Consider the following 23,643-nt stretch of genomic DNA (forward strand, 5'->3'; position numbering starts at 1 on the left):
TCCCGGCCGCGGTCCGGTCGGGTGGGTATCCCTGGTGTCAGCGGTTCGTCCGCAGGGTGCCAGGATGGGGCGCCATGTTCGCCGGTGGGTTTCTGCGTGTGCTGCGGGCCGCGGTGTTCGCGGCCGTCTGCGTGGTGCTCGCCGCCCTCGGCCACGTGCTGATGTCGGGGGAGGGGCTGCCCTGGTGGGTGCTCCTCTCCGGCGCCGCCGTGGTCGGTGCCGTCGGCTGGGCCTTCGGGGCCCACGAGCGTCGCCGCCGTACGGTGGCCGGCCTGACGGTTGTCGTCCAGACCTGCCTGCATATCGCCTTCACGCTCGCGCAGTCCGGCAACCGGCCGGCCATGGCGGCGGCACCGGGGGATGCGCAGTCCCTTCGGCAATGGGCCGACCGCTTTCTCTGCGGTGCGGCCCCCACGCCCGAGCGGGTTGCCCGGGCCTATGACATCGCCGTGGCGGCGGGACTGCACCCCACGGATCACCTGGCCTCTCACGGCGCCCACAACATGGCGCCGACGGGCCACGACATGACGCACCTGGCCGGTTCGTCCTCCTGGGGCATGCTGGCCGCCCACGTGCTGGCCGCCGTCCTGTGCGGACTTTGGCTGGCCCAGGGCGAAACCGCGGTCTTCAAGATGCTCCGTGCCTGCGCGGACCGCGCGTTCGTACCGTTGCGGCTGGTCCTGGCGGTACTCTGCCCACCCTCCACTCCGCCCTCCTTCCGCCCGGCTCCGCGGCCGAGGCGGCGCCTGCGGCAGCTCCTGCTCGTCCACGCCCTCACCACCCGGGGGCCTCCCGGGGAGACCGCTGTCGTCTGACAGCCGGATCACCGCCACCGCCTTCCACACGGCGGCGGTCTCCCGCCCGCGCTTCCTCGCGGCCGGATCTCCCCATCACCCGTGCGACCGCCGACGGCACCTGTGCCGTGCCCGGCCCGTCCGCGCGGGACTGAAGGAAGGACCACAGGACCATGACCCCTGCCCTGCCCACCGTGACCGACGAGACGGTCACCTCCTGGGCGCTCGCCGCCGCCGACGGCGACAGCGAAGCGGTCGACCGTTTCGTCCGGGCACTGCAACGCGACGTACGCCGCTACGTGACGTACCTCGCCGACGACGCACAGGCGGCGGACGACCTGACCCAGGACACGTTCCTGCGCGCCCTGACGGCACTGCCCCGGTTCGAGGGGCGTTCCTCGGCGCGGACCTGGCTGCTGTCGATCGCCCGGCGGACCGTCATCGACAGCCTGCGCCACGCCGCCTGCCGTCCCCGTACGGCATGGACCGACGACTGGCAGACCGCGGCCGAACGCGCCCAGCCGACGGGACTGCCGGGCTTCGACGAAGGCGTCGCCCTCATGGAGCTGGTCGACTCCCTGCCCGGCGACCGCCGCGAGGCGTTCGTGCTGACCCAGCTCCTCGGGCTGCCGTACGCCGAGGCCGCCGAGCTGAGCCGGTGCCCGGTCGGCACGGTGCGCTCCCGGGTGTCCCGCGCCCGGACCGCCCTGGCCGAGTGGGCGGCGGACGGGTCCGTCACCCGCCACCTGGCGGAACCCGCCGTGGCCTGACGACACGACCGGGCGCCGTTCCGGCCGTCGGCCGCCGCTCCAGGGCAGCGGCCGACGGCTGCCGACCTTCCTGAAGCCCCTCGGACCTCTCCGGTGACGGGCGTCACACTTGCCCTGAGGAACTGGAGAGCCTGCGGCCCCGACTCCTGTACCGGTGCGGCTCGGTCCAGCGGAGGCCGTGCGGCGTGCGACGCGATCGGGAGAGCCGACAGATGGCCCAGACACGGCAACCCGCTTCCGGTACGCCCGCCGGCCTGCTGCGCCGTGTCCTGCCCCCTCCCGCCCTGTGCGGGTTCCTCGTGCTGCTGGTGCTGGTGTTCGCCGTCTCCTACGCCGTCGGCCGGGGCGTCGGCCCCGTCGCGCCCGGGATGCACGGCCCCGGGATCACTCAGGACGGCCATGAGGGCGGCGGCACGGACGTGGAGGACGACGACATGGGCGGCATGAACCACGGGAGCGGACACTGATGGCCGGCGAACCGGTGTCCGTGCAGGAGGTGACCGACCTGGCGGTCGGCGGCATGACCTGCGCGGCCTGCGTGAAGCGGGTGGAGAAGAAGCTGGCCAAGCTGGACGGCGTCACCGCGAGCGTGAACCTGGCCACCGGGAGGGCCCGCGTACACCATCCGCCCGAGGTGCTCCCGGAACAGCTCGTCGCCGCCGTCGAGCAGGCCGGATACACCGCCGCGCTGCCCGAACCGCCCGAAGCGCGGCGCCGAGAGGACGGTGACGACGAGGATACGGAGACGGAGCAGGAACGCCACCGGCTGACGGTCACCATCCTGCTCGCCGTCCCCGTGCTCGTTCTGTCGATGGTGCCCGCCTGGCAGTTCCGCAACTGGCAGTGGCTGTGCTTCGTGCTCGCCTCGCCCGTCGTGGTCTGGGGCGCCTGGCCCTTCCACCAGCGGGCGGCACGGGCATTGCGGCACTCGGCGTCGACCATGGACACCCTGGTGTCGCTGGGCGTCGTGGCCTCCTTCGCCTGGTCCTCCTACGCCCTGTTCCTCGGTGGCGCCGGCGATCCGGGCATGCGGATGCCCTTCAGCCTGGTGCCGACGGCGTCGGACGGGGTCGCCCACATCTACCTGGAGGCCGCCGTCGGCGTCCCCCTGTTCGTCCTGGCGGGCCGGTACCTGGAGGCACACGCCCGGCGCGGCACCGGAGCGGCCCTGCGCTCACTGGCGGAACTGGCCGCCAAGGAGGTCGCCGTACGCGACGACACGGGCGAGCGCCGCATCGCCATGGAGGACCTCCGGGTGGGCCAGGTCTTCGTCGTACGGCCCGGGGAACGCGTGGCCACCGACGGCACCGTCGCCGAAGGCAGTTCGGCCGTCGACCTCTCCCTGGTCACCGGGGAGAGCGAACCGGCCGAGGTCGGCCCCGGCACGGCCGTGATCGGCGGCTCCGTGAACGTCGGCGGCCTGCTGGCGGTGCGGGCCACCGCGGTCGGCGCCGACACCCGACTGGCCCGCATCACCCACCTGGTCACCGAGGCACAGGCAGGCAAGGCGCGGGCACAGCGCCTCGCCGACAAGGCCGCCGGAGTCTTCGTACCGGTCGTGCTCACCCTGGCCGCCACCGTCCTCGGCTTCTGGCTCGGCGCGGGCGCCGACCCGCAGGCCGCGATCACCGCCTCCGTGGCCGTCCTGGTCGTCGCCTGCCCCTGCGCCCTGGGCCTCGCCACCCCGACCGCCCTGATGGCCGCCACCGGCCGTGGCGCCCAACTGGGCGTCCTGGTCAGCGGCCCACAGGCCCTGGAGGGACTGCAGCACATCGACGCCGTGGTCCTCGACAAGACCGGCACCCTGACCTCCGGGCACATGAGCGTCGCCCGGGTCACGGCCGCACCCGGCGGCATCGGCGAGGAACGGGCGATCAGGCTGGCGGGCGCGGTCGAGCAGGGCTCCGAGCACCCGCTGGGTCAGGCCGTCACGGCCTACGCCCGACGCACCGCACCGGACGGCACGCTGTCGGACGTGACCGGCTTCGCGGCACTGCCGGGACGCGGCGTGCGCGGGAACGTCGAGGGACGGCTGGTGGAGGTGCTGGCCCCGGACGACGAGCTGCCCGCCCCCTTGGACGAGGCGCTGTCCGCCGCCGAGACGGCCGCCCACACGCCCGTCGTGGTCCGCGTCGACGGTGTGGCCGAAGCGCTCGTCGAGGTCGGAGACGTACTGCGGCCCGGCAGCTACCGGGCCGTGGACCGGCTGCGGCGCCTGGGCGTACGGCCGGTGCTGGCCACCGGGGACCGTGAGGCACCCGCCCGTGCCGTCGCCACCGCCCTGCGCATCGACGACGTACACGCCCGCTGCACCCCCGAGGACAAGGACCGGCTCGTCCGCGAACTACGGGAAGAGGGCCACCGGGTCGCCGTCGTCGGCGACGGAGTCAACGACGCCGCCGCCCTGGCCGGGGCCGACCTCGGCATCGCCATGGGCACCGGCACCGACGTGGCGATCGGAGCCGCCGACGTCACCCTGGTCCGCGGAGACATCGACGCCCTCGCGGACGCCGTCCGCCTTTCCCGCAGCACGCTGGCCACGATCCGCGTCAACCTTCTGTGGGCCTTCGGCTACAACGCCGTGACCGTGCCCCTGGCCATGGTCGGCCTGCTCAACCCGATGCTGGCCGCCGCCGCGATGTCCGTCAGCTCACTGCTCGTGGTCGCCAACAGCCTGCGGCTGCGCGCCTGGCGGCCGTCACCGGCCCGCAGCCGTCCGTCCACGTCGCCCGCCCGTGGGAGCAGCCTTCGATGACACCCTCCGTCTGGACGCCCACCCGGCGACGACTCGCGGACACCGCCCTGGCCGCTCTGGCACCGGTCTGCGCCTGTGTGCTGGCCCTGGGCGGTCTCGCAGTCTGGACCGCCACGGGCAACGCCGGTACACCCGCACGCATCGGTGTCACCGACGCGCGGCTCTTCCTCCCGTCGCGGGGAGTGCCGGAGACAGCAGCATTCTTCAAGATCATTAACGCCGGTGGCGCCCAGGACCGGCTGGTGGGGGTGACTTCGCCCGACGTCACCGAGGGCATCTCCCTCAGCAGCCACCGGATGACCGCCGGCGGAGCCGCATACCGCTGGCCCACGGAGTCACTGTCCATCCCCGCCGGGGGCACCCTCGACATGTCTCCGCACAGCAGCGATGTGACCGTCCCGGCCGCGGAACGCTGGGCGGAGGGCGACCTGGTGTCCTTCACCCTTCACTTCGAGCACAGCGGGCGAATGGAGGTCCTGGCGGTGGTCGTCCGGCCCGGGTCCTGATGACGCCGCTGCGTGGCGGAGCACCGTGGGGCGTACGATGCTCCGCCACGCGCTGTCAGGCGGTGACCGCATCGGCCACCTCGTACCCGGCTTCGGTGATGGTCGCGCGGACCAGGGCGTCGCGGGCCTGGCGCATCGTCGGGTCAGTCAGCATCTGGTCAGCATGAGTCCGCACGCATTCCGGGACAGGGGTTCGGGTCGGTGCTTGGTCGGCCATGGTGCGACAGCCTGGATCGGACGGAAGCGCAGGCGAGGAGCCTTCTTGCCCGAGTGGAGTCGATGTTCTCCGGAATCCTCGAGGGCGACGAGTGCCGGTGTAGAGTGAAGAACGCCCTTGACCTGCACAAAGCAGGCAGGGAGCCGACTTCCAGGAGTCCAACGTGCTGCGCACCATGTTCAAGTCCAAGATCCACCGTGCCACCGTCACCCACGCCGACCTGCACTACGTGGGATCCGTGACGATCGACGCCGAGCTGCTCGACGCCGCCGATCTGCTGCCGGGGGAGCTGGTGCACATCGTCGACATCACCAATGGGGCGCGGCTCGAGACGTATGTCATCGAGGGGGAGCGCGGGTCCGGGGTGATCGGGATCAACGGGGCCGCCGCTCATCTCGTCCGGCCCGGTGATCTGGTGATCATCATCAGTTACGCTCAGGTGACCGACGCCGAGGCGCGGGCGCTGGAGCCCCGGGTCGTGCACGTGGACGGCGACAATCGCGTCGTGGCCCTGGGTGCGGACCCGTCCGAGCCGGTGCCGGGGTCGGACCAGGAGCGCAGCCCGGGGGCCGTCGCCACGGCCTGACCGGTACCGACCGAGGCAGGAGTGTGACGTGGCCATGGGTGACATCGAGATCCGGGACGACCGGGCGGCCGGCCGGCTCGAGGCGGTGGCGGACGGGGAGGTCGTCGGGCGGATCGAGTACTTCCCGCTCGACGCCCCCGAGCGCGCGCTCGTGCCGGTCCACACCATCGTGGAGCCCGCGCACGAGGGCAAGGGCATCGCGGGCTCCCTCGCCCGCGAGCTGTACGCCGTCGCCGCCCGCGAGAGCAGCGTCGTCGCCCCGCTCTGCCCGTACGTCGTCAAGTGGGCCGAGCGCCACCCCGACGAGGCCCCGGCGGCCGGGCCGGAGCTGATCCGGGCGGCCGAGGAGTGGCTCGCGGCGCACCCCGAGCGGTTCTGACGTCCCGTGCTCGCACTGCTGCACACCTCGCCCGTCCACGTGCCCGTCTTCGACGCGCTGCGCGACGAGCTCCGTCCCGGGCTGGAGCTGCGGCACTTCGTCGACGCGGAGTTGCTGGAGCGCGCCCGCGCCGACGGGCCCGCGGCGGTGGCCGACGACGTACGGGCGAGAGTGGGCGAAGCCGTCGGCGGAGGTGCCGGGGCCGTGCTGTGCACCTGCTCGACCATCGGCGGGGTGGCGGAGGCCGCGGCCGTCCGGTCCGGTGTTCCGGTGCTGCGTGTCGACCGGCCGATGGCCGCCGAGGCGGTGGCGGCCGGATCGCGGGTCGTCGTCCTCGCCGCCCTGGAGAGCACGCTCGCACCGACGGCGGCTCTGGTCGAGGAGGAGGCGGATCGTGCCGGGCGGCCCGTCGATGTGCGGACCGTGCTGGTCGAGGGCGCGTGGGCCCGCTTCGAGGCAGACGACCCGGCAGGGTACGTACGCCGGGTCGCGGACGCCGCCGACGCGGTCACCGGCGCCGATGTGATCGTCCTCGCCCAGGCATCCATGGCTCAGGCCGGGCGGCTCACCACCGCCCGCGTACCCGTCCTTTCCAGTCCCCGCCCGGGACTCCTGGCGGCGGCCCGCCTGTGCGGGGAGGGTCCCGGCGAGGCGTAGGGCGGCCGGGACGTCTTCTCGGCATCGGCCATGCGGACAACCGCAACCCTTGGGTTGCACACCCCCTCCGAGATGTGCAATCTTTGAGTTGCACATGGACCGGCGACGGAGGTTCTCATGAACGACACCACCTACACCGACACGGAACTGGCCGAGCTCGACCGGATCGCCCGGCAGATCGACATCGACGCCCCCGCCGAGCGGGTGTGGGAGCTGATCGCACGGCCCGGCTGGTACATCAACGACGGCGAGGTCGAGGCCGAGCCGGACCTGCGACGGGAGGGCGACGTGACCGTGGTGCGCCACCCGTCCCTGGGCGAGTTCCGGTTCCGCACGGTGGAGCTGGACAAGCCCCGCTACGCGGCCTTCCGCTGGATCGGCACCCCGTACCGCGACGACTCGGCGCCCTCGACCCTGGTCGAGTTCTGGATCGACGAGCGGGACGGCGGCGGGGTGACCCTGCGCGTCGTGGAGAGCGGATTCTCCACTCTCGCCGACGACCCGGCGGCCTGGCTGAAGGAGCGCGAGGGCAACGACAAGGGCTGGCTCACCGAGCTGGCCGCCGCGAAGACGTTCGTCGAGACGAACCCGTCCGCCACGGCGGGGAGCCGATGACCGCTCCGGCCCTCCCCGTCATGTGCGCCGCACTCGGCGACGCCACGCGCTGGGAGATACTCACCCGGCTCGGCGAGGGCCCCATGTCGGCGTCCGCGCTGGCCAGGGTCCTTCCGGTGAGCCGGCAGGCGATCGGCAAACACCTGGACGTACTGCGCGAGGTCGGGCTGGTCGAGTCCGAGCAGCGCGGACGCGAGGTCGTCCATCTCGCCGTCGGCGCCCGGCTCGGCGCCCTGGCCCGCGAACTCGACCGCATCGGCCGCTCCTGGGAGACGCGTCTGCTGCGAGTCAAGGAACTGGCGGAGCGCCCCGAACCCGACGCGGTCCCCTGACGGACCGCGGCCCACGAGGACGCGACCTGCGACGACGCGACCCACGACGATGGGAGCAGAGCCATGACCGATCACGACGACAGGCCCGCGGACCGCGCGCCGGCGCTGCCGCCGACCGCCGATCGTGCCGCCTACCAGGCCGAACTGGACCGCCTGCGGACCAGGGAGAAGGCGCACACCCGGGAAGGCGACGCGATCGCCGCCGCCCGGCGCCGCCTGCCCATGGTCGAGGTGGCCGCCGGCCTCGAACTGACCGGGCCCGACGGGCCGCTCACCCTGCTCGACGCCTTCGAAGGCCGCCGGCAGCTCGTCGCCTACTACTTCATGTGGTACCCCGGCCACGACGCGGCCGGGCAGTGCGAGGGCTGCACCTGGGTCACCACCCAGGTCCAGGAGCTGTCGTACCTGCACTCCCGGGACATCACCTACGCGGTGTTCTGCCAGGGCCCGTACGCGGAGAGCCGCCGCTACCGCGACTTCATGGGCTGGGAGGTGCCGTGGTACTCGGCCCTCCCCTCGCAGGACGAACTGCTGGTCGGGCGGCACGTCGGCATGATGCACATCGTGTGCTACCTGCGGGACGGCGACCGCGTCTTCGAGACGTACTGGACAACCCGGCGCGGTGTGGAGGCCATGGACTACAGCTACGCGCTCATGGACCTCACCGTGTACGGACGGCAGGAGCGGTGGGAGGACTCTCCCCCCGGCTGGCCCAGGGTCCAGGGCACGCCCGTCGACGAGGTGCGGCTGCGGAGCGACGGACGCCCCATCCCCCAGTGGTCGCGCGTCGCGGCCGGCCGCTCCGACGCGCTCGGCCCGGGCGCTGATCCACCGGCCGGGTGACTGGAGAGACGGCCGTCGGGTAGGCGGGGGAGAAGTCCAGAGCCGACGTCGACCGACAGGCCGGAGGACACGCGCCATGACGAACCCCTACCCGGACCCGGTCCCGCCGGGCCCCACCCCGGGACCCACCCCGGGCCCGGACCCCACCCACCCCGACCCGGTGCCGCCGCCCGGCCCGGAGCCCGCCCCTCCGCCTCCGCCGCCGGGGCCCGGCCCCGAGCCCACCCCGCAGCCCCCGGGACCGGGGCCGCGGCCACCCCAGCCGGGCCCGCCCGACCCGTCACCCTCCCCGATCCCGCCCGGCCCCGACCCGGTGCCCAGCCCCGAACCCGGCCCACCCCTCAGCTGACCCCGAGGCAGACCCGAGGCCGACCCGAGGCAGAGAAGAAGGGGCGGTGGAGGACCGTCCGGCCCGTCCACCGCCCCTTCCCTCATGCGGCCGCTACGCCGTCACCTCCGAGCGGTCCCCGCCCCACAGCGTGTGGAACGAGCCGTCGCGGTCCGTACGGCGGTACGTGTGCGCGCCGAAGAAGTCCCGCTGCCCCTGGGTGAGCGCGGCCGGCAGACGCTCCGCGCGCAGGGCGTCGTAGTAGGCGAGGGCCGCGGCGAAGCCGGGAGTCGGCACACCCTGGCGGGTCGCTGCGATCAGCACCTCGCGCCAGTCGTCCTGGGCGTCGGCGATCTCCTGCGCGAACGTGTCGTCCGACAGCAGGCTCGGCAGGTCGGCGCGGGCGTCGTACGCGGCGCGGATCCGGTCCAGGAAGGCCGCGCGGATGATGCAGCCGCCCCGCCAGATCGCGGAGACCGCGCCGAGGTCGATGTCCCAGCCGTACTCCTCGCTGCCGGCCGCGACCTCGTGGAAGCCCTGCGTGTACGACACGATCTTCGACGCGTACAGCGCCTGCTCCACCCGGTCGGCGAACGCGGCCGCCTCCGCCTCGCCCATCGGGGCCGCCTTCGGACCGGCCAGCCCGCGCGACGCCTCGCGCAGCGCCGCGTGACCCGACAGGGAGCGTGCGAAGACGGCCTCGGCGATCCCGGACACCGGCACACCCAGGTCGAGCGCGATCTGCACGGTCCAGCGGCCCGTGCCCTTCTGCTCCGCCTGGTCCACCACCACGTCCACGAACGGCTTGCCCGTGGCCGCGTCCACGTGCGACAGCACCTCGGCCGTGATCTCGATCAGATACGAGTCCAGCCGGCCCGTGTTCCAGGTGCGGAAGATCTCCGCGATCTGCGCGGGGGAGTACCCGGCGACATCGCGCAGCAGCTGGTACGCCTCACCGATCAGCTGCATGTCGGCGTACTCGATGCCGTTGTGCACCATCTTCACGAAGTGACCGGCGCCGTCCGGACCCACGTGCGTGACGCACGGGGAGCCGTCCTTCGCCTTCGCGGAGATCTTCTCCAGCATCGGACCCAGCGAGTCGTACGACTCCTTCGGGCCGCCCGGCATGATGCTCGGCCCGTTCAGCGCGCCCTCCTCGCCGCCGGAGACGCCCATGCCGACGAAGTGGATGCCCTGCTCGCGCAGCGCCTTCTCCCGGCGCCGGGTGTCCGCGAAGTGCGCGTTGCCACCGTCGATGATCATGTCGCCGGGCTCGAGCAGCGGCGCGAACTCCTCGATCACGGCGTCCGTCGGCTCACCCGCCTTCACCATGACGACCAGCCGCCGCGGCCGCTCCAGCGCCGCGACGAACTCCTTGGCCGTCTCGGCCGCCACGAAGCTGCCCTCGCCGCCGAACTCCTCCACCAGCGCGTGCGTGCGGGCCGCCGTCCGGTTGTGCACCGCGACCGTGTAGCCGTTGCGGGCGAAGTTTCGGGCGAGGTTGCGGCCCATGACCGCGAGCCCCGTGACGCCGATCTGCGCTGAACTGCTCATTGAGGTGGCTCCTAGTGACCTTGGTATCGGTACCGCCGGGTGCCGGTTCTGCCGGTCGGCACCCGTCGGTCCTGCCATCGACCATCCTGACGTGCCGCACTTGCGCGCGCACGCGCGGGTCGTCACGACCCCGCGCAGGCACATACGCGCGGACACCCCCGCTCCACTCACCGGGCGCGCAGACGAGCGTGCCCCGGCGCCCGGGCACACCCGCCGGCGCACGCGGCGCCCGATGCGCCTATGGGGGCGCAACGGGCGAAAACTCCCGGCCAGTTGGCGCATCCGTGCGGCCGATAGCCGTCTTGTCACGGCCAGTTCGCAACGCTTACTTTTGCCCCTCCTGACGCGTTGTCGAGGGGGATTTCCATGGCCGTACGCGGCCGGCACCGCCGGTATCAGCCGAACAGGATCAACCGTGCCTCGCTGACCGTCACGGCGGGCGGGGCCGGAATGGCGCTCCCGCTGCTGGGCACCGGCGTCGCCCAGGCGGCCGACGTGGGCACCTGGGACAAGGTCGCGGCCTGCGAGTCGACGAACGACTGGGACATCAACACCGGCAACGGGTTCTACGGCGGACTCCAGTTCACCCAGTCGACGTGGGAGGCGTACGGCGGCGCCCGGTACGCGGCACGCGCGGATCTGGCCACCAAGGACCAGCAGATCGCCGTGGCCGAGAAGGTGCTCGACGGACAGGGCCCCGGCGCCTGGCCGGTGTGTTCGGTACGGGCCGGACTGACCCGGGGCGGCGACACCCCCGACATCCGGCCGGCCGCCGACAGATCCGGCGGGAACAAGAAGACCTCCGTCGAGGACGTCAAGCCGCAGACGACACCCCAGTCCCGCGCGGGCCGGGCCGAGATGTACACCGTCGTGCACGGCGACACCCTCTCCGGTATCGCGTCGGACGAACGGGTGCGCGGCGGCTGGCAGAAGCTGTACGACTCCAACCGCGCCACCATCGGCGGCGACCCCGACCTCATTTTGCCGGGCCAGCGCCTCAGCCTGCCCGACGGGACGACGAAGACCGGGAAGGCCGAGAAGGCCACAAAGCCCGAGAAGGCCACAAAGCCTGAGAAGACCGACAAGGCCGGCGGCGAACAGGCCGGGAAGAAGACCGAGAAGAAGGCCGCCGAGGAGAAGAAGACCCAGGACCGCGCCGACCGTTCCACCAAGGCCGGCGGCCTCGTCGCCCCGGTCAGCGCCGCGCTCGGCACGCCGTACCACAAGGCGGGGTCCTCCTGGTCGAAGGGCTACCACACGGGCGTCGACTTCCCCGTGCCCACCGGCACCTCCGTGAAGTCGGTCGGGGCCGGCACCGTCGTCAGCGCGGGCTGGGAAGGCTCGTTCGGCTACCAGGTGGTGGTCCGGCACGCCGACGGCCGCTACAGCCAGTACGCCCACCTGTCCGCCATCTCCGTGAAGAGCGGACAGTCGGTCGGCACCGGCCAGCGCATCGGCCGTTCCGGATCCACCGGCAACAGCTCGGGCCCGCATCTGCACTTCGAGGTGCGGACGGGGCCCGGTTTCGGATCGGACGTCGACCCGGTCGCCTACCTGAGAGCGGGCGGCGTCAGGATGTGACCCGCGTCCGGTGCCGGTTCACCACCGCCACCGGGACGTACGGACCGTAGAAGGGCACGTACGACACCAGCGGCACGGCGAGGGGATCCGTCTCCTCGGCCGGGCCGCTGGGTGACGGCGCGGGCGCCGCGGGCAGCCGTACGTCCTCGGGCACCGTGAGCTCCGCCAGCAGCCGCTCCGCAGGATCGGCCGCCGGCGCCTCGTCCAGTACGGCGGACTCCACGGAGGACCGCGCGGCCGGAACCGTCTCGGACGCGGGCTCCGGCACGGAGACCTCCGCCGCCTCGGCCTCCTGGTGCTCGCGGGCGAGCCGCTCCGTCGTGAGCAGGATCAGACCGCCGGCGGCCACCACACCACAGCTCAGCGCGAGCGCCGTGCCCGTCGTGCCGTAGCGGAAGGTCTCGCCGAACATCGTGATGCCGACCGCCGCCGCCACCACCGGGTTCACCACCGTCAGCGTGGCCAGCGGGGCCGCGAGCCCGGCGCCGCGGTAGGAGGCCTGGGAGAGCAGCATGCCGGCCGTGGCCAGGACGCCGATCACCGCGAGGGACGGCACGTCCGCCGCCGTGACCCCGCCGGTCCAGTCGACCGCGACGGTCTTCGTGAACACGGAGGACATACCGAACGCGACACCGGAGGCGATCGCCAGCAGGATGCTGCGCACCGCAGGATGCCGGTGCACGGCCCGTGCCGCGACCATCAGCGCCACGACCGCACCGGCCGTCCCCAGCGCCGCCGCCACCCGCTGCGCGGTGTCCAGCGACTGAGCGTCGGACGCGCCGACCAGGGAGAGCAGACCCGCGAGGCCCACCGTCGCCATGATGGCGCCGCGCCACGCGGTGGCCCCGGCCCTGCGGCCGACGAACAGCGCCGCCATCGGCAGCGCGAAGACGATGGTGAGCGCGCCGAGGGGCTGCACCAGGCTCAGCGGACCGTACGCCAGCGCCACCACGTGCAGCAGACCGCCGAGGCCGTTGAGCGCGACCGCCGCCCACCAGCCGGGACGGCGCAGCGGCGCGTACTGCTGTGCGCCGGGTGAGGACACCGCCACCTGCTCCTGCACGATCGCCCCGCCGGCGTACGCCACGGCAGAGACGAACGACAGCAGCACGGACAACGCGAGGGCGCTCATCGGCTGCTCCTCTGCGTAAGGCCGGGGCGGTACCCTCGGCGCGGCGAACGGTCGGCTCTCATAACCAACACGATGCCTTGCCGAAGTGTTCCCGTCGTCGTCCCTGAGCACTCAATGAGTCCTACTGCCGATGGAGTACGACGACGACCCCGTCATCCCCAGGGTGGGTGCCGCATGGCGCGACTCCCCGACGACCACCCCCTAGGGGCCCTGGTACTACTGCACCTCGTGGACCTCGACCCGTCGCTCACCGCCCTTCACCGTCTCGGTGGATTCTTCGTACTGCGTACGGCAGGAGGCGCCGACCGTCGTCTGCCCACGCTCGCCCGGACATACGGGCCCGGACGCCCGGATGTTCACGGAGATCCCCTGATCACCCGGGTCCGCCGGGTCGCCCGGGCGCTGGGCACCCCGGAGGAGCGGGTCGCCGCCTCGGTGGCCCAGCAGGGGCTCGCCGCCCGCCTGTGGTCCGTCGCCCTCGGCTGCGCCGCCCTGCACGGCGCCGTCCCCGACCTCGCCCCGCCGCTGCTGCGCTGGGACCCCGAGGCCGGCGCCCCCGACGACCTCTGGCTGACCGAGGTGCGACCGCTGCCCGGCGACGCCGGGACCATCGCCCGGCTGGTGCTGCACGGTCACCTCGAACCCCTCGCCGGGGCCCTGCGCGCCCGCCACCGTCTCGCCCCCGGCCTGCTGCGCGGCAACGCCGCCTCCGCGCTCGCCGGCGCCGCCCGGGAACTGGACCGCTGGGGGCGCCGCCACGGCCGTACGGACGTCCGTGCCCGCGCCTCGTCCCTCGCGGCCGAACTCCTCGCGCACCCCCTCCTCGCCGGGACCGGAACCCTTACGGGGACCGCCTTCCGGCGGCGCAGCTGCTGCCTCTACTACCGCGTCCCCGGCGGAGGAGTCTGCGGCGACTGCTGCTTCGCCCGGCCGCCCCGCTCTTCCCCACGCGCCCCGTCTGGGTGACCATGAGAACAACGTCCGCTCAGACAGGGGGTTCACGGGTGCGAGTGGGACTGCTGACCCGGGAGTACCCCCCGGACGTGTACGGCGGCGCCGGAGTCCATGTGGAGTTCCTCGCCCGGGAGCTGCGGCCCCTGGTGGACCTGGAGGTCCACTGCTGGGGCGAGGGCGGCACGGACGGCGTGCTGCGCCACCGCCCCTGGTCCGCGCTCGACGGCGCCAACGACGCGCTGCGCACCTTCTCCGTGGACCTCGCCATGGCCGCCGCCCTCCAGGGACGCGAACTGGTCCACTCCCACACCTGGTACGCCAACCTCGGCGGCCACCTCGCCAAGATGCTGCACGGCATCCCGCACGTGATGACCGCCCACTCCCTGGAGCCCCTGCGCCCCTGGAAGGCCGAGCAGCTCGGCGGCGGCTACGCCCTGTCCGGCTGGGCCGAGCGCACCGCCGTCGAGGCCGCCGACGGTGTGATCGCCGTCTCCGCCGCCATGCGCGACGACATCCTCGCCGCCTACCCGGCCCTCGACCCCGCCCGGGTGCACGTCGTGCACAACGGCATCGACACGAACCTCTACCGCCCCGACCCCGGCACCGACGCCCTGGACCGCATCGGCCTCGACCGCTCCCGCCCGTACGTCCTGTTCGTCGGCCGGATCACCCGGCAGAAGGGCGTGCCCCAGCTGCTGCGGGCGGTGCGCGGCATCGACCCCGCCGCCCAGGTCGTGCTGTGCGCGGGCGCCCCGGACACGCCCGAGATCGACCGGGAGTTCCGTGAGCTGTACGAGGAGCTGAGCCGGGCCCGGGAGGGCGTGCACTGGATTCCGCGGATGCTGCCGCGGCCCGAGGTGATCCAGCTGCTGACGCACGCGGCCGTGTTCGTCTGCCCCTCGGTGTACGAGCCGCTCGGCATCGTCAACCTGGAGGCCATGGCGTGCGGCACCGCCGTGGTCGCCTCCCGGGTCGGTGGGATCCCCGAGGTCGTGGCGGACGGCTCGACCGGGGTACTCGTGGAGGCGGACGACGGCTTCGAGGCGGGTCTCGCGCGGGCCCTCGACTCCGTCCTCGGCGATCCGGCGGCGGCACGGCGGATGGGCGAGGCGGGCCGGGAGCGCGCGGTCTCGGAGTTCGGCTGGGGCGCGGTGGCCCGCCGTACGGCCGCGCTGTACACGGAGATCCTCGAACAGGCTTAGTACGGTCCCTCCGGGGCAGTCTTGGGAAAATTCGGCGTGAGGGGAGCGGCCATGCGTCGTGGTGGTCCTTCGGTCCTGGGAATCGTGCTCGCGGGCGGCGAGGGCAAGCGCCTGATGCCCCTCACGGCGGACCGCGCCAAACCGGCGGTCACCTTCGGCGGGACGTACCGCCTGGTCGACTTCGTGCTGTCCAACCTGGTGAACGGCGACATCCTGCGCATCTGCGTGCTCACGCAGTACAAGTCGCACTCGCTGGACCGGCACATCACCACCACCTGGCGGATGTCCAGCCTGCTCGGCAACTACGTCACCCCGGTCCCCGCCCAGCAGCGCCTCGGCCCGCGCTGGTACCTGGGCAGCGCCGACGCGATCCTGCAGTCGCTGAACCTGATCTACGACGAACGGCCCGAGTACGTGGCGGTGTTCGGAGCCGACCACGTGTACCGCATGGACCCGCGCCAGATGCTCGCCCAGCACATCGACAGCGGCGCCGGGGTCACCGTGGCGGGGATACGGGTGCCGCGCTCGGAGTCCGCCTCCTTCGGTGTGATCACGCCGGGCTCGGACGGCCAGACCGTGGAGGGCTTCCTGGAGAAGCCCGCCGACCCGCCCGGGCTCGCCGACGACCCCGAGCGGGTCTTCGCCTCGATGGGCAACTACGTCTTCACCACCAAGGCGCTCATCGAGGCCCTGCACCGGGACGCCGAGGACGAGAACTCGGTGCACGACATGGGCGGCTCGATCCTGCCCCAGCTCACCGAGCGGGGCGAGGCCGCGCTGTACGACTTCAGCACGAATCACGTGCCCGGCGAGACCAGCCGCGACCAGGGCTACTGGCGGGACGTGGGCACCCTGGACGCGTACTACGACGCGCACATGGACCTGATCGCCGAGCGCCCCGCGTTCAACCTCTACAACCGGCAGTGGCCGGTCTACACCCACTCCGGCCAGCTCTCCCCGGCCCGTTTCAACGCGGGCGGCATGGCGAGCGAGTCGATCATCAGCGCCGGCTGCCTGATCCGGGGCCAGGTCACCCGGTCCGTGCTGTCGCCGGGCGTGGTGGTCGACCCGGGCGCGGTCGTGCAGGGGTCGGTGCTGCACGACAACGTGCACATCGGGCGGGGCGCGGTGGTGCGCGGCGCCGTGCTGGACAAGAACGTGGAGGTGCCGCCGGGCGCCACCATCGGCGTCAATCCGGAGCGGGACACCGAGCTGTACACGGTGTCCAAGAACGGGGTGATCGCGCTCGGCAAGGGACAGCTCGTGCCGTAGTGACACGAGGGACGGGCCCCGGTCGGAGTGACCACCGGGGCCTTTGTCATGTCCCTGGACGGATGGAGGAATCCGTGCTGTTATGCCAAGTACTGTTCTTTGACAACGTTGTACTGCCAAGTGCGGCGCACAGAACAGAACACGCAGAGCCAGAACCACGTACTGAGCAGCGAGCCGTCACCTTCCTCACCGACGGAGGTTCCGTGCGCACCAGACGACTCAGAAACCGATTCGCGCTTCTGCTGGCCGCCGCGCTGGGAGTCACCGGACTCACCGCCATCGGCCCGGCCGCGACCGCCGCGGAGGACGACCCGGCCCAGATCCACGGCCTGAAGGGCGAGTACTACACCCAGTCCGCCCCCGGCGCCTTCGACTTCCACGAGCTCAAGGCCACCGCCTTCGACGCCGCCCTCGACTTCGACAACCTGGAGCCGAGGCTGAGCCTCACCGCCGGCCGGTCGGACGACGTCAGCGTCCGCTGGACCGGGAAGATCGTGCCGGAGCGGACCGGCGCCCACACCTTCTCGGTCAGCGCCGACAACGGCTTCCGCCTGTGGATCGACGGCGAGATCGCCATCGACCACTGGATCGACGACTGGGACCGCGAACAGACCGCCCAGCCCGTCGAACTGACCGCCGGCCGGGCCCACGACATCAAGGTCGAGTACTTCGAGCACTACGGCGGCTCCAACTTCCACCTCCGCTGGACCGAGCCCGGCGGCGCCAAGGAGCCCGTACCGCAGTCCGCCTTCCGCCTCCCCGACGGCTTCGACTACGACGGCGCCCTCGCCGCCACGGTCCTCGCCTCCGGCCGCACCCTCAAGCTGGACTTCCCCCAGCCGCTCGCCGCGCCCCCGGCCGGCTTCACCGACCACTTCGACGCGGTGATCGGCGGCGCCGACTGGCCCGTGAAGTCGGCGGACCCCGACCCGGCCGACCCCCGGGCGCTGCTCGTCACGCTCGCCGAGCCCGTCGTCGGCAACAGGACCGGCACCGCACGCGGCAGCGCCGACATCCGCTACGACGGACAGGGCGGACTGACCGCCGCCGACGGCGACCCCGTGGACGCCTTCCTGAGCAGCGGCCCCAATCGCTCCACCCACGAACTGAGCACCAGGTGGGCCGACGAGGTGGGCCCGGACAACGCCCTGCCCGAATACCCGCGCCCGCAGCTCACCCGTGAGCAGTGGCGCAATCTCAACGGCCGCTGGCAGTTCGCCGCCGCCGAGGAGGGCGAGCAGCCGCCCGTCGGGAAGACCCTCGAGGAGCGCGTCCTCGTCCCGTACCCGGTGGAGTCCCGGCTCTCCGGCCTCCAGCGGCACGAGGACCGCATGTGGTACCGCCGCACCTTCACCGTGCCCCGCGACTGGCACATCGGCACCGCCAAGCGGCTGCGGCTCAACTTCGGCGCCGTCGACTGGCGCTCCGAGGTGTACGTCAACGGCGTCAAGGTCGCCGACCACGAGGGCGGCTACGACAAGTTCGGCGCCGACGTCACCGACGCGCTGAAGCCCGGCCGCACCCAGGAACTCATCGTCGGCGTGTACGACCCGACCGACGCCGCCGACGGGGAGAACCCGCCGCTCGGCAAGCAGCGCCTGGACCCCAGCGGCATCTGGTACACGCCCAGCTCGGGTATCTGGCAGACCGTCTGGATGGAGCCCGTCGCCCGCGACCACGTCGACTCGCTCAAACTGATCCCGGACGTGCCCGGCGAGCGGCTCACCGTGGAGGCGAAGGGCGTCCGCGACGGCGTCCCGGTCAGGGCGACCGCGTACGAAGGACGGCGCAAGGTCGCCACGGCGACCGGCCGCACCGGCGGGCCGCTCACGCTGAGGATCCACGACCCGCGCCTGTGGTCGCCCGACGACCCCTTCCTGTACCGGCTCGAGGTCACCGTCGGCGCCGACCGCGTCGGCAGCTACTTCGGCATGCGCTCCATCGCCGTCGAGAACGTCGACGGGGTGCCGCGCACGGTCCTCAACGGGGAGCCCGTCTTCCTGATGGCCACCCTCGACCAGGGCTTCTGGCCCGACGGCCTGCACACCGCGCCCACCGACGAGGCCCTGGCCTACGACCTGAAGGCGCACAAGGAGCTCGGCTTCAACTCGGTGCGCAAACACATCAAGGTCGAACCCGACCGCTGGTTCTACTGGGCCGACCGGCTCGGACTGCTGGTCTGGCAGGACATGCCCGCCATGACGGCCGGGAAGAACCCGAGCGCCGAGGCCCGCGCCCGCTACGAGCGCGAGATGAAGCGGATGATCGACGAGCACATCAGCAGCCCGTCGATCGTGATGTGGGTGACCTTCAACGAGGGATGGGGCCAGTACGACATCGGCCGCGTCGCCGAACAGGCCAAGGCCTGGGACCCCAGCCGGCTGGTCAACAACCAGTCCGGGCTCAACCTGGGCGCCGACGGCAACGCCGGCGACATCATGGACGAGCACGGCTACCCCAGCCCCGCCCTCCCGCCCCGCCCGGACGGGAAACGCGCCCTGGTCAGCGGCGAGTACGGCGGACTCGGTCTCGCGGTGCCCGGCCACGCCTGGCCGGTGCAGCAGTCGTACGTCGACGTCGACCCGGCGACCTACACCGACGACTACCTCGCCAAGCTCGACGAGGTGCGCGCACTGGTGTGCCGGGGGAGCAACGGCGCCGTCTACACCCAGATCACGGACGTCGAAGGCGAGCTCAACGGTCTGCTCACCTACGACCGGCGGGTGCTGAAGCCGGACGTGGCCCGGGTGAAGGCCGCCCACGAGGCCCTGATCCGGGACGCCTCCCGGCCACAGCCGGCCGGCTGCCCGGCGGGGGAGGACGCCACGCGATGAACCGTTCCTCCGGCGGGCCGCGCCCGTCCGGGTGGTCTCCGGCGCGTTAGCCCGGCGGATCACTCCGTCTCTGCCCCTTCCGCCGTACCGGCGGAAGGGGCAGAGACGTCACATGATGTTAACTGGGTGTAGCTGGATCGTACTTGACCGTAATCGGTCGGGAGCGATTGACTACTGATCCGTTCCCGTCGTCGACGCGAGGCCCCGCCCATGACCGCAGACCCGCTCGCCCCTCTCGATCTGGCGTTCTGGAACATCGAGTCCGCCGGTCATCCGATGCACCTCGCCGCCCTCGGCGTCTTCTCCGCCGGATCGCCCTCCGCGGCGGCCCACGCGGCCGATCTGCTCTCCGCGCGCGCCGCCGCCGTACCGGGGCTGCGCATGCGGATCCGCGACACCTGGCAGCCGCTCGCGGCGCTGCGCCGCACCTGGCCGGCCCCCGGCACCCCGCTGACGGCCGTGCTGCGGAGGCCGCTCGCCGCCGCCGTGCGCGGATCGCTCGCCTTCGGCGGCGCCACCCGCGAGCCCGACCCCGGCTTCGACCCCCTCGACCACGTACGGCTGCACCCTCCGGCCGCCGACTTCCACACCGCCGCCGGACGGCTGATGGGGCGTCCGCTGCAGCGCACCCGGCCGCCCTGGGAGGCCCATGTGCTGCCGGGGGAGGACGGCACGTCCTTCGCCGTCCTGTTCAAGTTCCACCACGCCCTCGCCGACGGGCTGCGCGCCCTCACCCTCGCCGCCGCCCTGATGGACCCGATGGACCTCCCCGCGCCCCGGCCCCGCCCCGCCGAGCCCCCGCGCGGGCTGTTGCCGGACGTGCGCGAGGTGCCCGGCCTGGTGCGCGACGCCCTGTCCGACGCCGGCCGGGCGCTGGACATCGGCGCCGCCGTCGCCCGCTCCACCCTCGACATGCGCTCCTCGCCCGCGCTGGCCTGCGCGCCCAGCGGCACCCGCCGCACCGCGGGCGTGGTCGTCGACCTCGACGACGTGCACCGCATCCGCAAGAGCGCCGGCGGCACCGTGAACGACGTACTCATCGCGGTCGTGGCCGGCGCGCTGCGCCGCTGGCTCGACGAACGCGGCGACGGCAGCGAAGGCGTCGCACCCCGCGCCCTCGTCCCCGTCTCCAGGCGCCGCCCGCGCACCGCCCACCCACAGGGCAACCGGCTCTCCGGGTACCTGATACAGCTTCCCGTCGACGAGCGGGACCCGCTGGCCCGCCTCGCCCGGGTGCGTACCGCCATGGACCGCAACAAGGACGCCGGCCCGCACCGGGGCGCGGGCGCCGTCGCGCTGCTCGCCGAGCATGTGCCGCCGCTCGGGCACCGGCTCGGCGGACCGCTGCTCGGCCAGGCGGCCCGGCTCTGGTTCGACGTCCTGGTCACCAGCGTCCCGCTGCCCGGTTTCGGGCTGCGGCTGGGCGGTGACCCGCTCGGCGCCGTCTTCCCGCTGGCGCCGCTCGCCCCCGGGCACTCCCTCGCGGTCGCGGTCTCCACCTACCGGGGGAGCGTCCACTACGGGCTTGTCGCCGACGGCGCGGCCGTCCCCGACCTCGACCTGCTGGCCCGCGCGGTGACCGAGGAGGTGACGACACTCACGGCCGCCTGCGATCACTGACATATCCGGTTTGGTGCCGGGGCCCCACGCTCAAGTAAAATCCGCCGTTCGAACAGCGTGCGCGAACGGAGCGCCGCGAGAAGCAGAGCGGGAACGGCAGCGGCGATGACGGTGACACAGGACGGCCCCGGGGCCATGGACGCGGTGGCGTACGGGCCCGGCATCGACCCGGAGCGGCTCGCCGTCTGCCTCGACGTGCTGCGGGAACTCGACGAACTCGACGTCGACCACCCCGACGCGATCCTGGTCCGCCGGGCCACCTCGCACATCTACCGCACGGTCAAGCAGCGCCGCCGCCAGGAGCGACGGGCCGCCAAGACCGCCCACGACAAGGCCGTCACCGAGGCCACCGCCACCGGCTCCGCCGAGCGCATCGACGACGAGACCGAGGGCATCCTGCCCTCCTCCCAGGTCGAGGCCGGCAAGATCGCGGGGATACTCCAGCGCCCCCGCTCCTGCTACACCTGCAAGACCCGCTACACCGAGGTCGACTACTTCTACCACCAGCTCTGCCAGAACTGCGCCGCCGAGAACCACGCCCGGCGCGACGCCCGCGCCGACCTCACCGGCAAGCGCGCGCTGCTCACCGGCGGACGCGCCAAGATCGGCATGTACATCGCGCTGCGGCTGCTGCGCGACGGCGCCCACACCACGATCACCACCCGCTTCCCCAAGGACGCCATCCGCCGCTTCAAGGCCATGGACGACTCCGCGGAGTGGATGCACCGCCTGGAGGTCGTCGGCATCGACCTGCGCGACCCCGCCCAGGCCGTCGCGCTGGCCGACCGGGTCGCCGAGCAGGGCCCGCTCGACATCCTGATCAACAACGCCACACAGACCGTACGCCGGCTGCCGTCCGCGTACGCGGCCCTCGTGGACGGCGAGGGCGCGCCCCTGCCGGCCGGCGAGCTGCCCGCCCACCACGTCATCGGCGCCTTCAACTCCGGCGCGGTCGACGCACTGGCCGCGCTGCCCGTAGGCGTCAGCGGACTCGAGGCACAGAAGGTGGCCGACCTCGCCCTGGTCGCGGGCAACGCCAGCGTGGTCCGGCACCGTGAGGGCACCGCCATCGACGCGGGCGGCCTGCTGCCCGACGTCGTCGACTCCAACACCTGGGTCCAGACCATCGAGCAGATCTCCCCGGTGGAGCTGCTGGAGACCCAGCTGTGCAACTACACGGCGCCGTTCATCCTGATCAGCAAGCTGCGTCCGGCGATGGCCGAGGCCGCGCGCCGGGCGACGGCAGGGCGCGCCTACGTCGTCAACGTCTCCGCGATGGAAGGGGTGTTCGACCGCGGCTACAAGGGCGCCGGGCACCCCAACACCAACGCGGCCAAGGCGGCGATGAACATGGTGACGCGGACCAGCGCGCAGGAGATGTTCGACGCCGACCGCATCCTGATGACCTCGGTCGACACCGGCTGGATCACCGACGAGCGGCCGCACTTCGACAAGCTGCGCCTCGCCGACGCCGGTTTCCACGCCCCGCTCGACCTGGTGGACGGCGCGGCCCGTGTCTACGACCCGATCGTGCGCGGCGAGGCGGGCGAGGACCTGTACGGCGTCTTCATGAAGGACTACGCGCCCGGACGCTGGTGACCGGGGCTCAGTCGACCATGCCCAGCCGGGAGTTGCGTGCCGCCAGCAGCTCCAGGACGGTCCGCCAGTCCTCCAGGACACCGGCGTCGAACCAGGCGGCGCGGGCCTCCTCGTCCGCCGCGCGCAGGGCGAGGAGGCCGTCGTCGGACGGCGCGTCGGGCCGGGGGTGGCAGCGGACCAGACCGGCCACCCGCTCGCCGAGCAGTACCCGTATCGCGTCCGCCGTGCGGTCGGCGCGCAGCGCGGGTTCGCCCGGCCACAGCAGCCGACCGACGGGCCGTACCAGGCCCGCCACCTGAAGCTCCTTGTCCGCGGGCCGTCCGCGGCGCAGCAGCGCGGCGGTGCGCAGGGCGTGGTCGTGCGCGTCGACCGGGACGCCGCCACGGCCCCGGACGTCCCGCGTGCCCCGGCACGCGTACAGCAGGTCCATCAGCTCCTCGACGGTGCGCAGTTGCATGCGCCGGTCCTCCCGGGAGACAGCCGTTGCCGTGCGGCAGCAGACCATGACGAGCTTGCGGGCCGGCCAACGGGACCTGAACGGGGCCATGACCACACGGCGCTGTCGAAAGCGTCGACGCCCATGTAGTCCGAACGAGTGATGCGACTAGGTGGCGCGGAGGATGAGATAGGCCCATATCTACGTTGATTGCATACCGCCCGACGTGTGATTGTTACGGTCGGTTTCGGGCCCCATCGAGCGGGGGGCCGCTCATTTGGTTACTCTGATCCGGACGGACAGCACGAAGGGTTCCATCCGCACCCACAGTCCGTCATGGGACCAGCCGGTTCACCACGGCCTGCTCTCCCGCGAATTGCAGGCGCCACCGCGTCCGAACGGTTTTTCCCACAGACCCGAGCGGACGTCGGACGCCAGGCGCACGGCCGACGCAGTACGTCCCGAGGGTGACCGACACATAAGGAGTGCGCGGTGACACCGGAGCAGACGAAAAGCGATGAGGGCCCCAAGGAACGTCCGGAGCGGGCCGGCCGCCGGCCGGGGGAACTCGGCAGCCTCGATGTGTGGGCCCGTTCGGCCCCGATCCGGCTGGCCGGCTACGAGGACGACCTCGCCGAGCCCCACATCCTGCCCAGCGTCGACTGATACGCGTCACT

General features: G+C 72.7%; 22 protein-coding genes. 19 read left to right on the top strand and 3 right to left on the bottom strand.

From position 1 onward, the window contains the following. Positions 1 to 74: 74 nt before the first annotated feature. The 11 genes from IF28_RS0129080 to IF28_RS0129135 all read left to right on the top strand — a co-directional run bounded on the left by IF28_RS0129080 (position 75) and on the right by IF28_RS0129135 (position 8,454). Positions 75 to 815, top strand: a complete 741-nt coding sequence (locus IF28_RS0129080) for a hypothetical protein (RefSeq protein WP_030226265.1) — start codon at positions 75 to 77, stop codon at positions 813 to 815. Between the two features lie 152 nt (positions 816 to 967). Then, a complete protein-coding gene (locus IF28_RS0129085; protein WP_030226269.1) occupies positions 968 to 1,564 on the top strand; it encodes a sigma-70 family RNA polymerase sigma factor in 597 nt (198 codons plus the stop codon). A 212-nt stretch (positions 1,565 to 1,776) separates the two neighbouring features. Continuing rightward, complete coding sequence (locus tag IF28_RS0129090) at positions 1,777 to 2,031, top strand: hypothetical protein (protein WP_030226271.1); 255 nt, start codon at positions 1,777 to 1,779, stop codon at positions 2,029 to 2,031. Beyond that, positions 2,031 to 4,319, top strand: coding sequence for a heavy metal translocating P-type ATPase (locus IF28_RS0129095; protein WP_030226273.1), 2,289 nt, complete (start codon positions 2,031 to 2,033; stop codon positions 4,317 to 4,319). Before IF28_RS0129090 ends, IF28_RS0129095 begins: the two co-directional genes overlap by 1 nt. Beyond that, entirely contained in the window at positions 4,316 to 4,825 is a 510-nt protein-coding gene (locus IF28_RS0129100; RefSeq protein ID WP_030226278.1) for a copper chaperone PCu(A)C, read from the top strand. Before IF28_RS0129095 ends, IF28_RS0129100 begins: the two co-directional genes overlap by 4 nt. A 380-nt stretch (positions 4,826 to 5,205) precedes the next feature. Further along, complete coding sequence (gene panD / locus IF28_RS0129110) at positions 5,206 to 5,628, top strand: aspartate 1-decarboxylase (RefSeq protein WP_030226280.1); 423 nt, start codon at positions 5,206 to 5,208, stop codon at positions 5,626 to 5,628. Further along, a complete protein-coding gene (locus tag IF28_RS0129115; protein ID WP_324616060.1) occupies positions 5,558 to 6,007 on the top strand; it encodes a GNAT family N-acetyltransferase in 450 nt (149 codons plus the stop codon). Before panD ends, IF28_RS0129115 begins: the two co-directional genes overlap by 71 nt. A gap of 6 nt (positions 6,008 to 6,013) precedes the next feature. Further along, positions 6,014 to 6,664, top strand: coding sequence for an aspartate/glutamate racemase family protein (locus tag IF28_RS0129120; RefSeq protein ID WP_030226289.1), 651 nt, complete (start codon positions 6,014 to 6,016; stop codon positions 6,662 to 6,664). A 117-nt stretch (positions 6,665 to 6,781) separates the two neighbouring features. Next, positions 6,782 to 7,279 carry an SRPBCC domain-containing protein gene (locus tag IF28_RS0129125; RefSeq protein WP_030226293.1) on the top strand — a complete coding sequence of 166 codons (498 nt, stop codon included), beginning with the start codon at positions 6,782 to 6,784 and terminating at the stop codon, positions 7,277 to 7,279. Continuing rightward, the gene (locus IF28_RS0129130; RefSeq protein ID WP_030226296.1) at positions 7,276 to 7,611 is read left to right on the top strand and encodes an ArsR/SmtB family transcription factor; all 336 of its coding nucleotides are present in this window, start codon (positions 7,276 to 7,278) and stop codon (positions 7,609 to 7,611) included. Before IF28_RS0129125 ends, IF28_RS0129130 begins: the two co-directional genes overlap by 4 nt. A gap of 63 nt (positions 7,612 to 7,674) precedes the next feature. After that, on the top strand, positions 7,675 to 8,454 hold the full coding sequence (locus IF28_RS0129135) for a DUF899 family protein (RefSeq protein WP_030226298.1): 780 nt from the start codon (positions 7,675 to 7,677) through the stop codon (positions 8,452 to 8,454). A gap of 442 nt (positions 8,455 to 8,896) precedes the next feature. On the opposite strand, the gene gndA is transcribed toward IF28_RS0129135, so the two are convergent. Then, complete coding sequence (gene gndA, locus IF28_RS0129140) at positions 8,897 to 10,336, bottom strand: NADP-dependent phosphogluconate dehydrogenase (RefSeq protein WP_030226301.1); 1,440 nt, start codon at positions 10,334 to 10,336, stop codon at positions 8,897 to 8,899. A 366-nt stretch (positions 10,337 to 10,702) separates the two neighbouring features. Here gndA and IF28_RS0129145 point away from each other — a divergent pair, with 366 nt between their 5' ends. Further along, positions 10,703 to 11,917 (top strand): transglycosylase family protein, encoded by a 1,215-nt coding sequence (locus tag IF28_RS0129145; RefSeq protein WP_030226304.1) that lies wholly within the window; start codon positions 10,703 to 10,705, stop codon positions 11,915 to 11,917. Here the strand turns inward: IF28_RS0129145 and IF28_RS0129150 are convergent. After that, positions 11,907 to 13,049 (bottom strand): DMT family transporter, encoded by a 1,143-nt coding sequence (locus tag IF28_RS0129150; RefSeq protein ID WP_030226307.1) that lies wholly within the window; start codon positions 13,047 to 13,049, stop codon positions 11,907 to 11,909. The genes IF28_RS0129145 and IF28_RS0129150 overlap by 11 nt on opposite strands. A 174-nt stretch (positions 13,050 to 13,223) precedes the next feature. Between IF28_RS0129150 and IF28_RS0129155 the strand changes: the two genes are divergently transcribed. The 6 genes from IF28_RS0129155 to IF28_RS0129180 all read left to right on the top strand — a co-directional run bounded on the left by IF28_RS0129155 (position 13,224) and on the right by IF28_RS0129180 (position 22,530). Next, entirely contained in the window at positions 13,224 to 14,015 is a 792-nt protein-coding gene (locus IF28_RS0129155) for a (2Fe-2S)-binding protein (RefSeq protein WP_234325371.1), read from the top strand. 38 nt (positions 14,016 to 14,053) lie between these two features. After that, entirely contained in the window at positions 14,054 to 15,205 is a 1,152-nt protein-coding gene (gene glgA / locus IF28_RS0129160) for a glycogen synthase (protein ID WP_030226312.1), read from the top strand. Between the two features lie 51 nt (positions 15,206 to 15,256). Beyond that, positions 15,257 to 16,477, top strand: coding sequence for a glucose-1-phosphate adenylyltransferase (gene glgC, locus IF28_RS0129165; protein ID WP_030226316.1), 1,221 nt, complete (start codon positions 15,257 to 15,259; stop codon positions 16,475 to 16,477). Between the two features lie 203 nt (positions 16,478 to 16,680). Next, a complete protein-coding gene (locus IF28_RS0129170) occupies positions 16,681 to 19,311 on the top strand; it encodes a glycoside hydrolase family 2 (RefSeq protein ID WP_030226318.1) in 2,631 nt (876 codons plus the stop codon). A 210-nt stretch (positions 19,312 to 19,521) separates the two neighbouring features. Then, positions 19,522 to 20,931: a wax ester/triacylglycerol synthase family O-acyltransferase gene (locus tag IF28_RS0129175; RefSeq protein WP_030226320.1), complete on the top strand. Its 1,410-nt coding sequence runs from the start codon at positions 19,522 to 19,524 to the stop codon at positions 20,929 to 20,931. Positions 20,932 to 21,036: 105 nt separating this feature from the next. Continuing rightward, positions 21,037 to 22,530, top strand: coding sequence for an SDR family NAD(P)-dependent oxidoreductase (locus tag IF28_RS0129180; RefSeq protein WP_030226322.1), 1,494 nt, complete (start codon positions 21,037 to 21,039; stop codon positions 22,528 to 22,530). Positions 22,531 to 22,537: 7 nt separating this feature from the next. On the opposite strand, the gene IF28_RS0129185 is transcribed toward IF28_RS0129180, so the two are convergent. Next, entirely contained in the window at positions 22,538 to 22,987 is a 450-nt protein-coding gene (locus IF28_RS0129185; protein ID WP_030226325.1) for a hypothetical protein, read from the bottom strand. Positions 22,988 to 23,458: 471 nt separating this feature from the next. Between IF28_RS0129185 and IF28_RS38875 the strand changes: the two genes are divergently transcribed. Beyond that, positions 23,459 to 23,632, top strand: coding sequence for a hypothetical protein (locus tag IF28_RS38875; RefSeq protein WP_106982162.1), 174 nt, complete (start codon positions 23,459 to 23,461; stop codon positions 23,630 to 23,632). Positions 23,633 to 23,643 lie beyond the last annotated feature (11 nt).

The sequence above is a fragment of the Streptomyces sp. NRRL WC-3626 genome (genome assembly GCF_000718785.1).
Classification (GTDB): Bacteria; Actinomycetota; Actinomycetes; order Streptomycetales; family Streptomycetaceae; genus Streptomyces; species Streptomyces edwardsiae.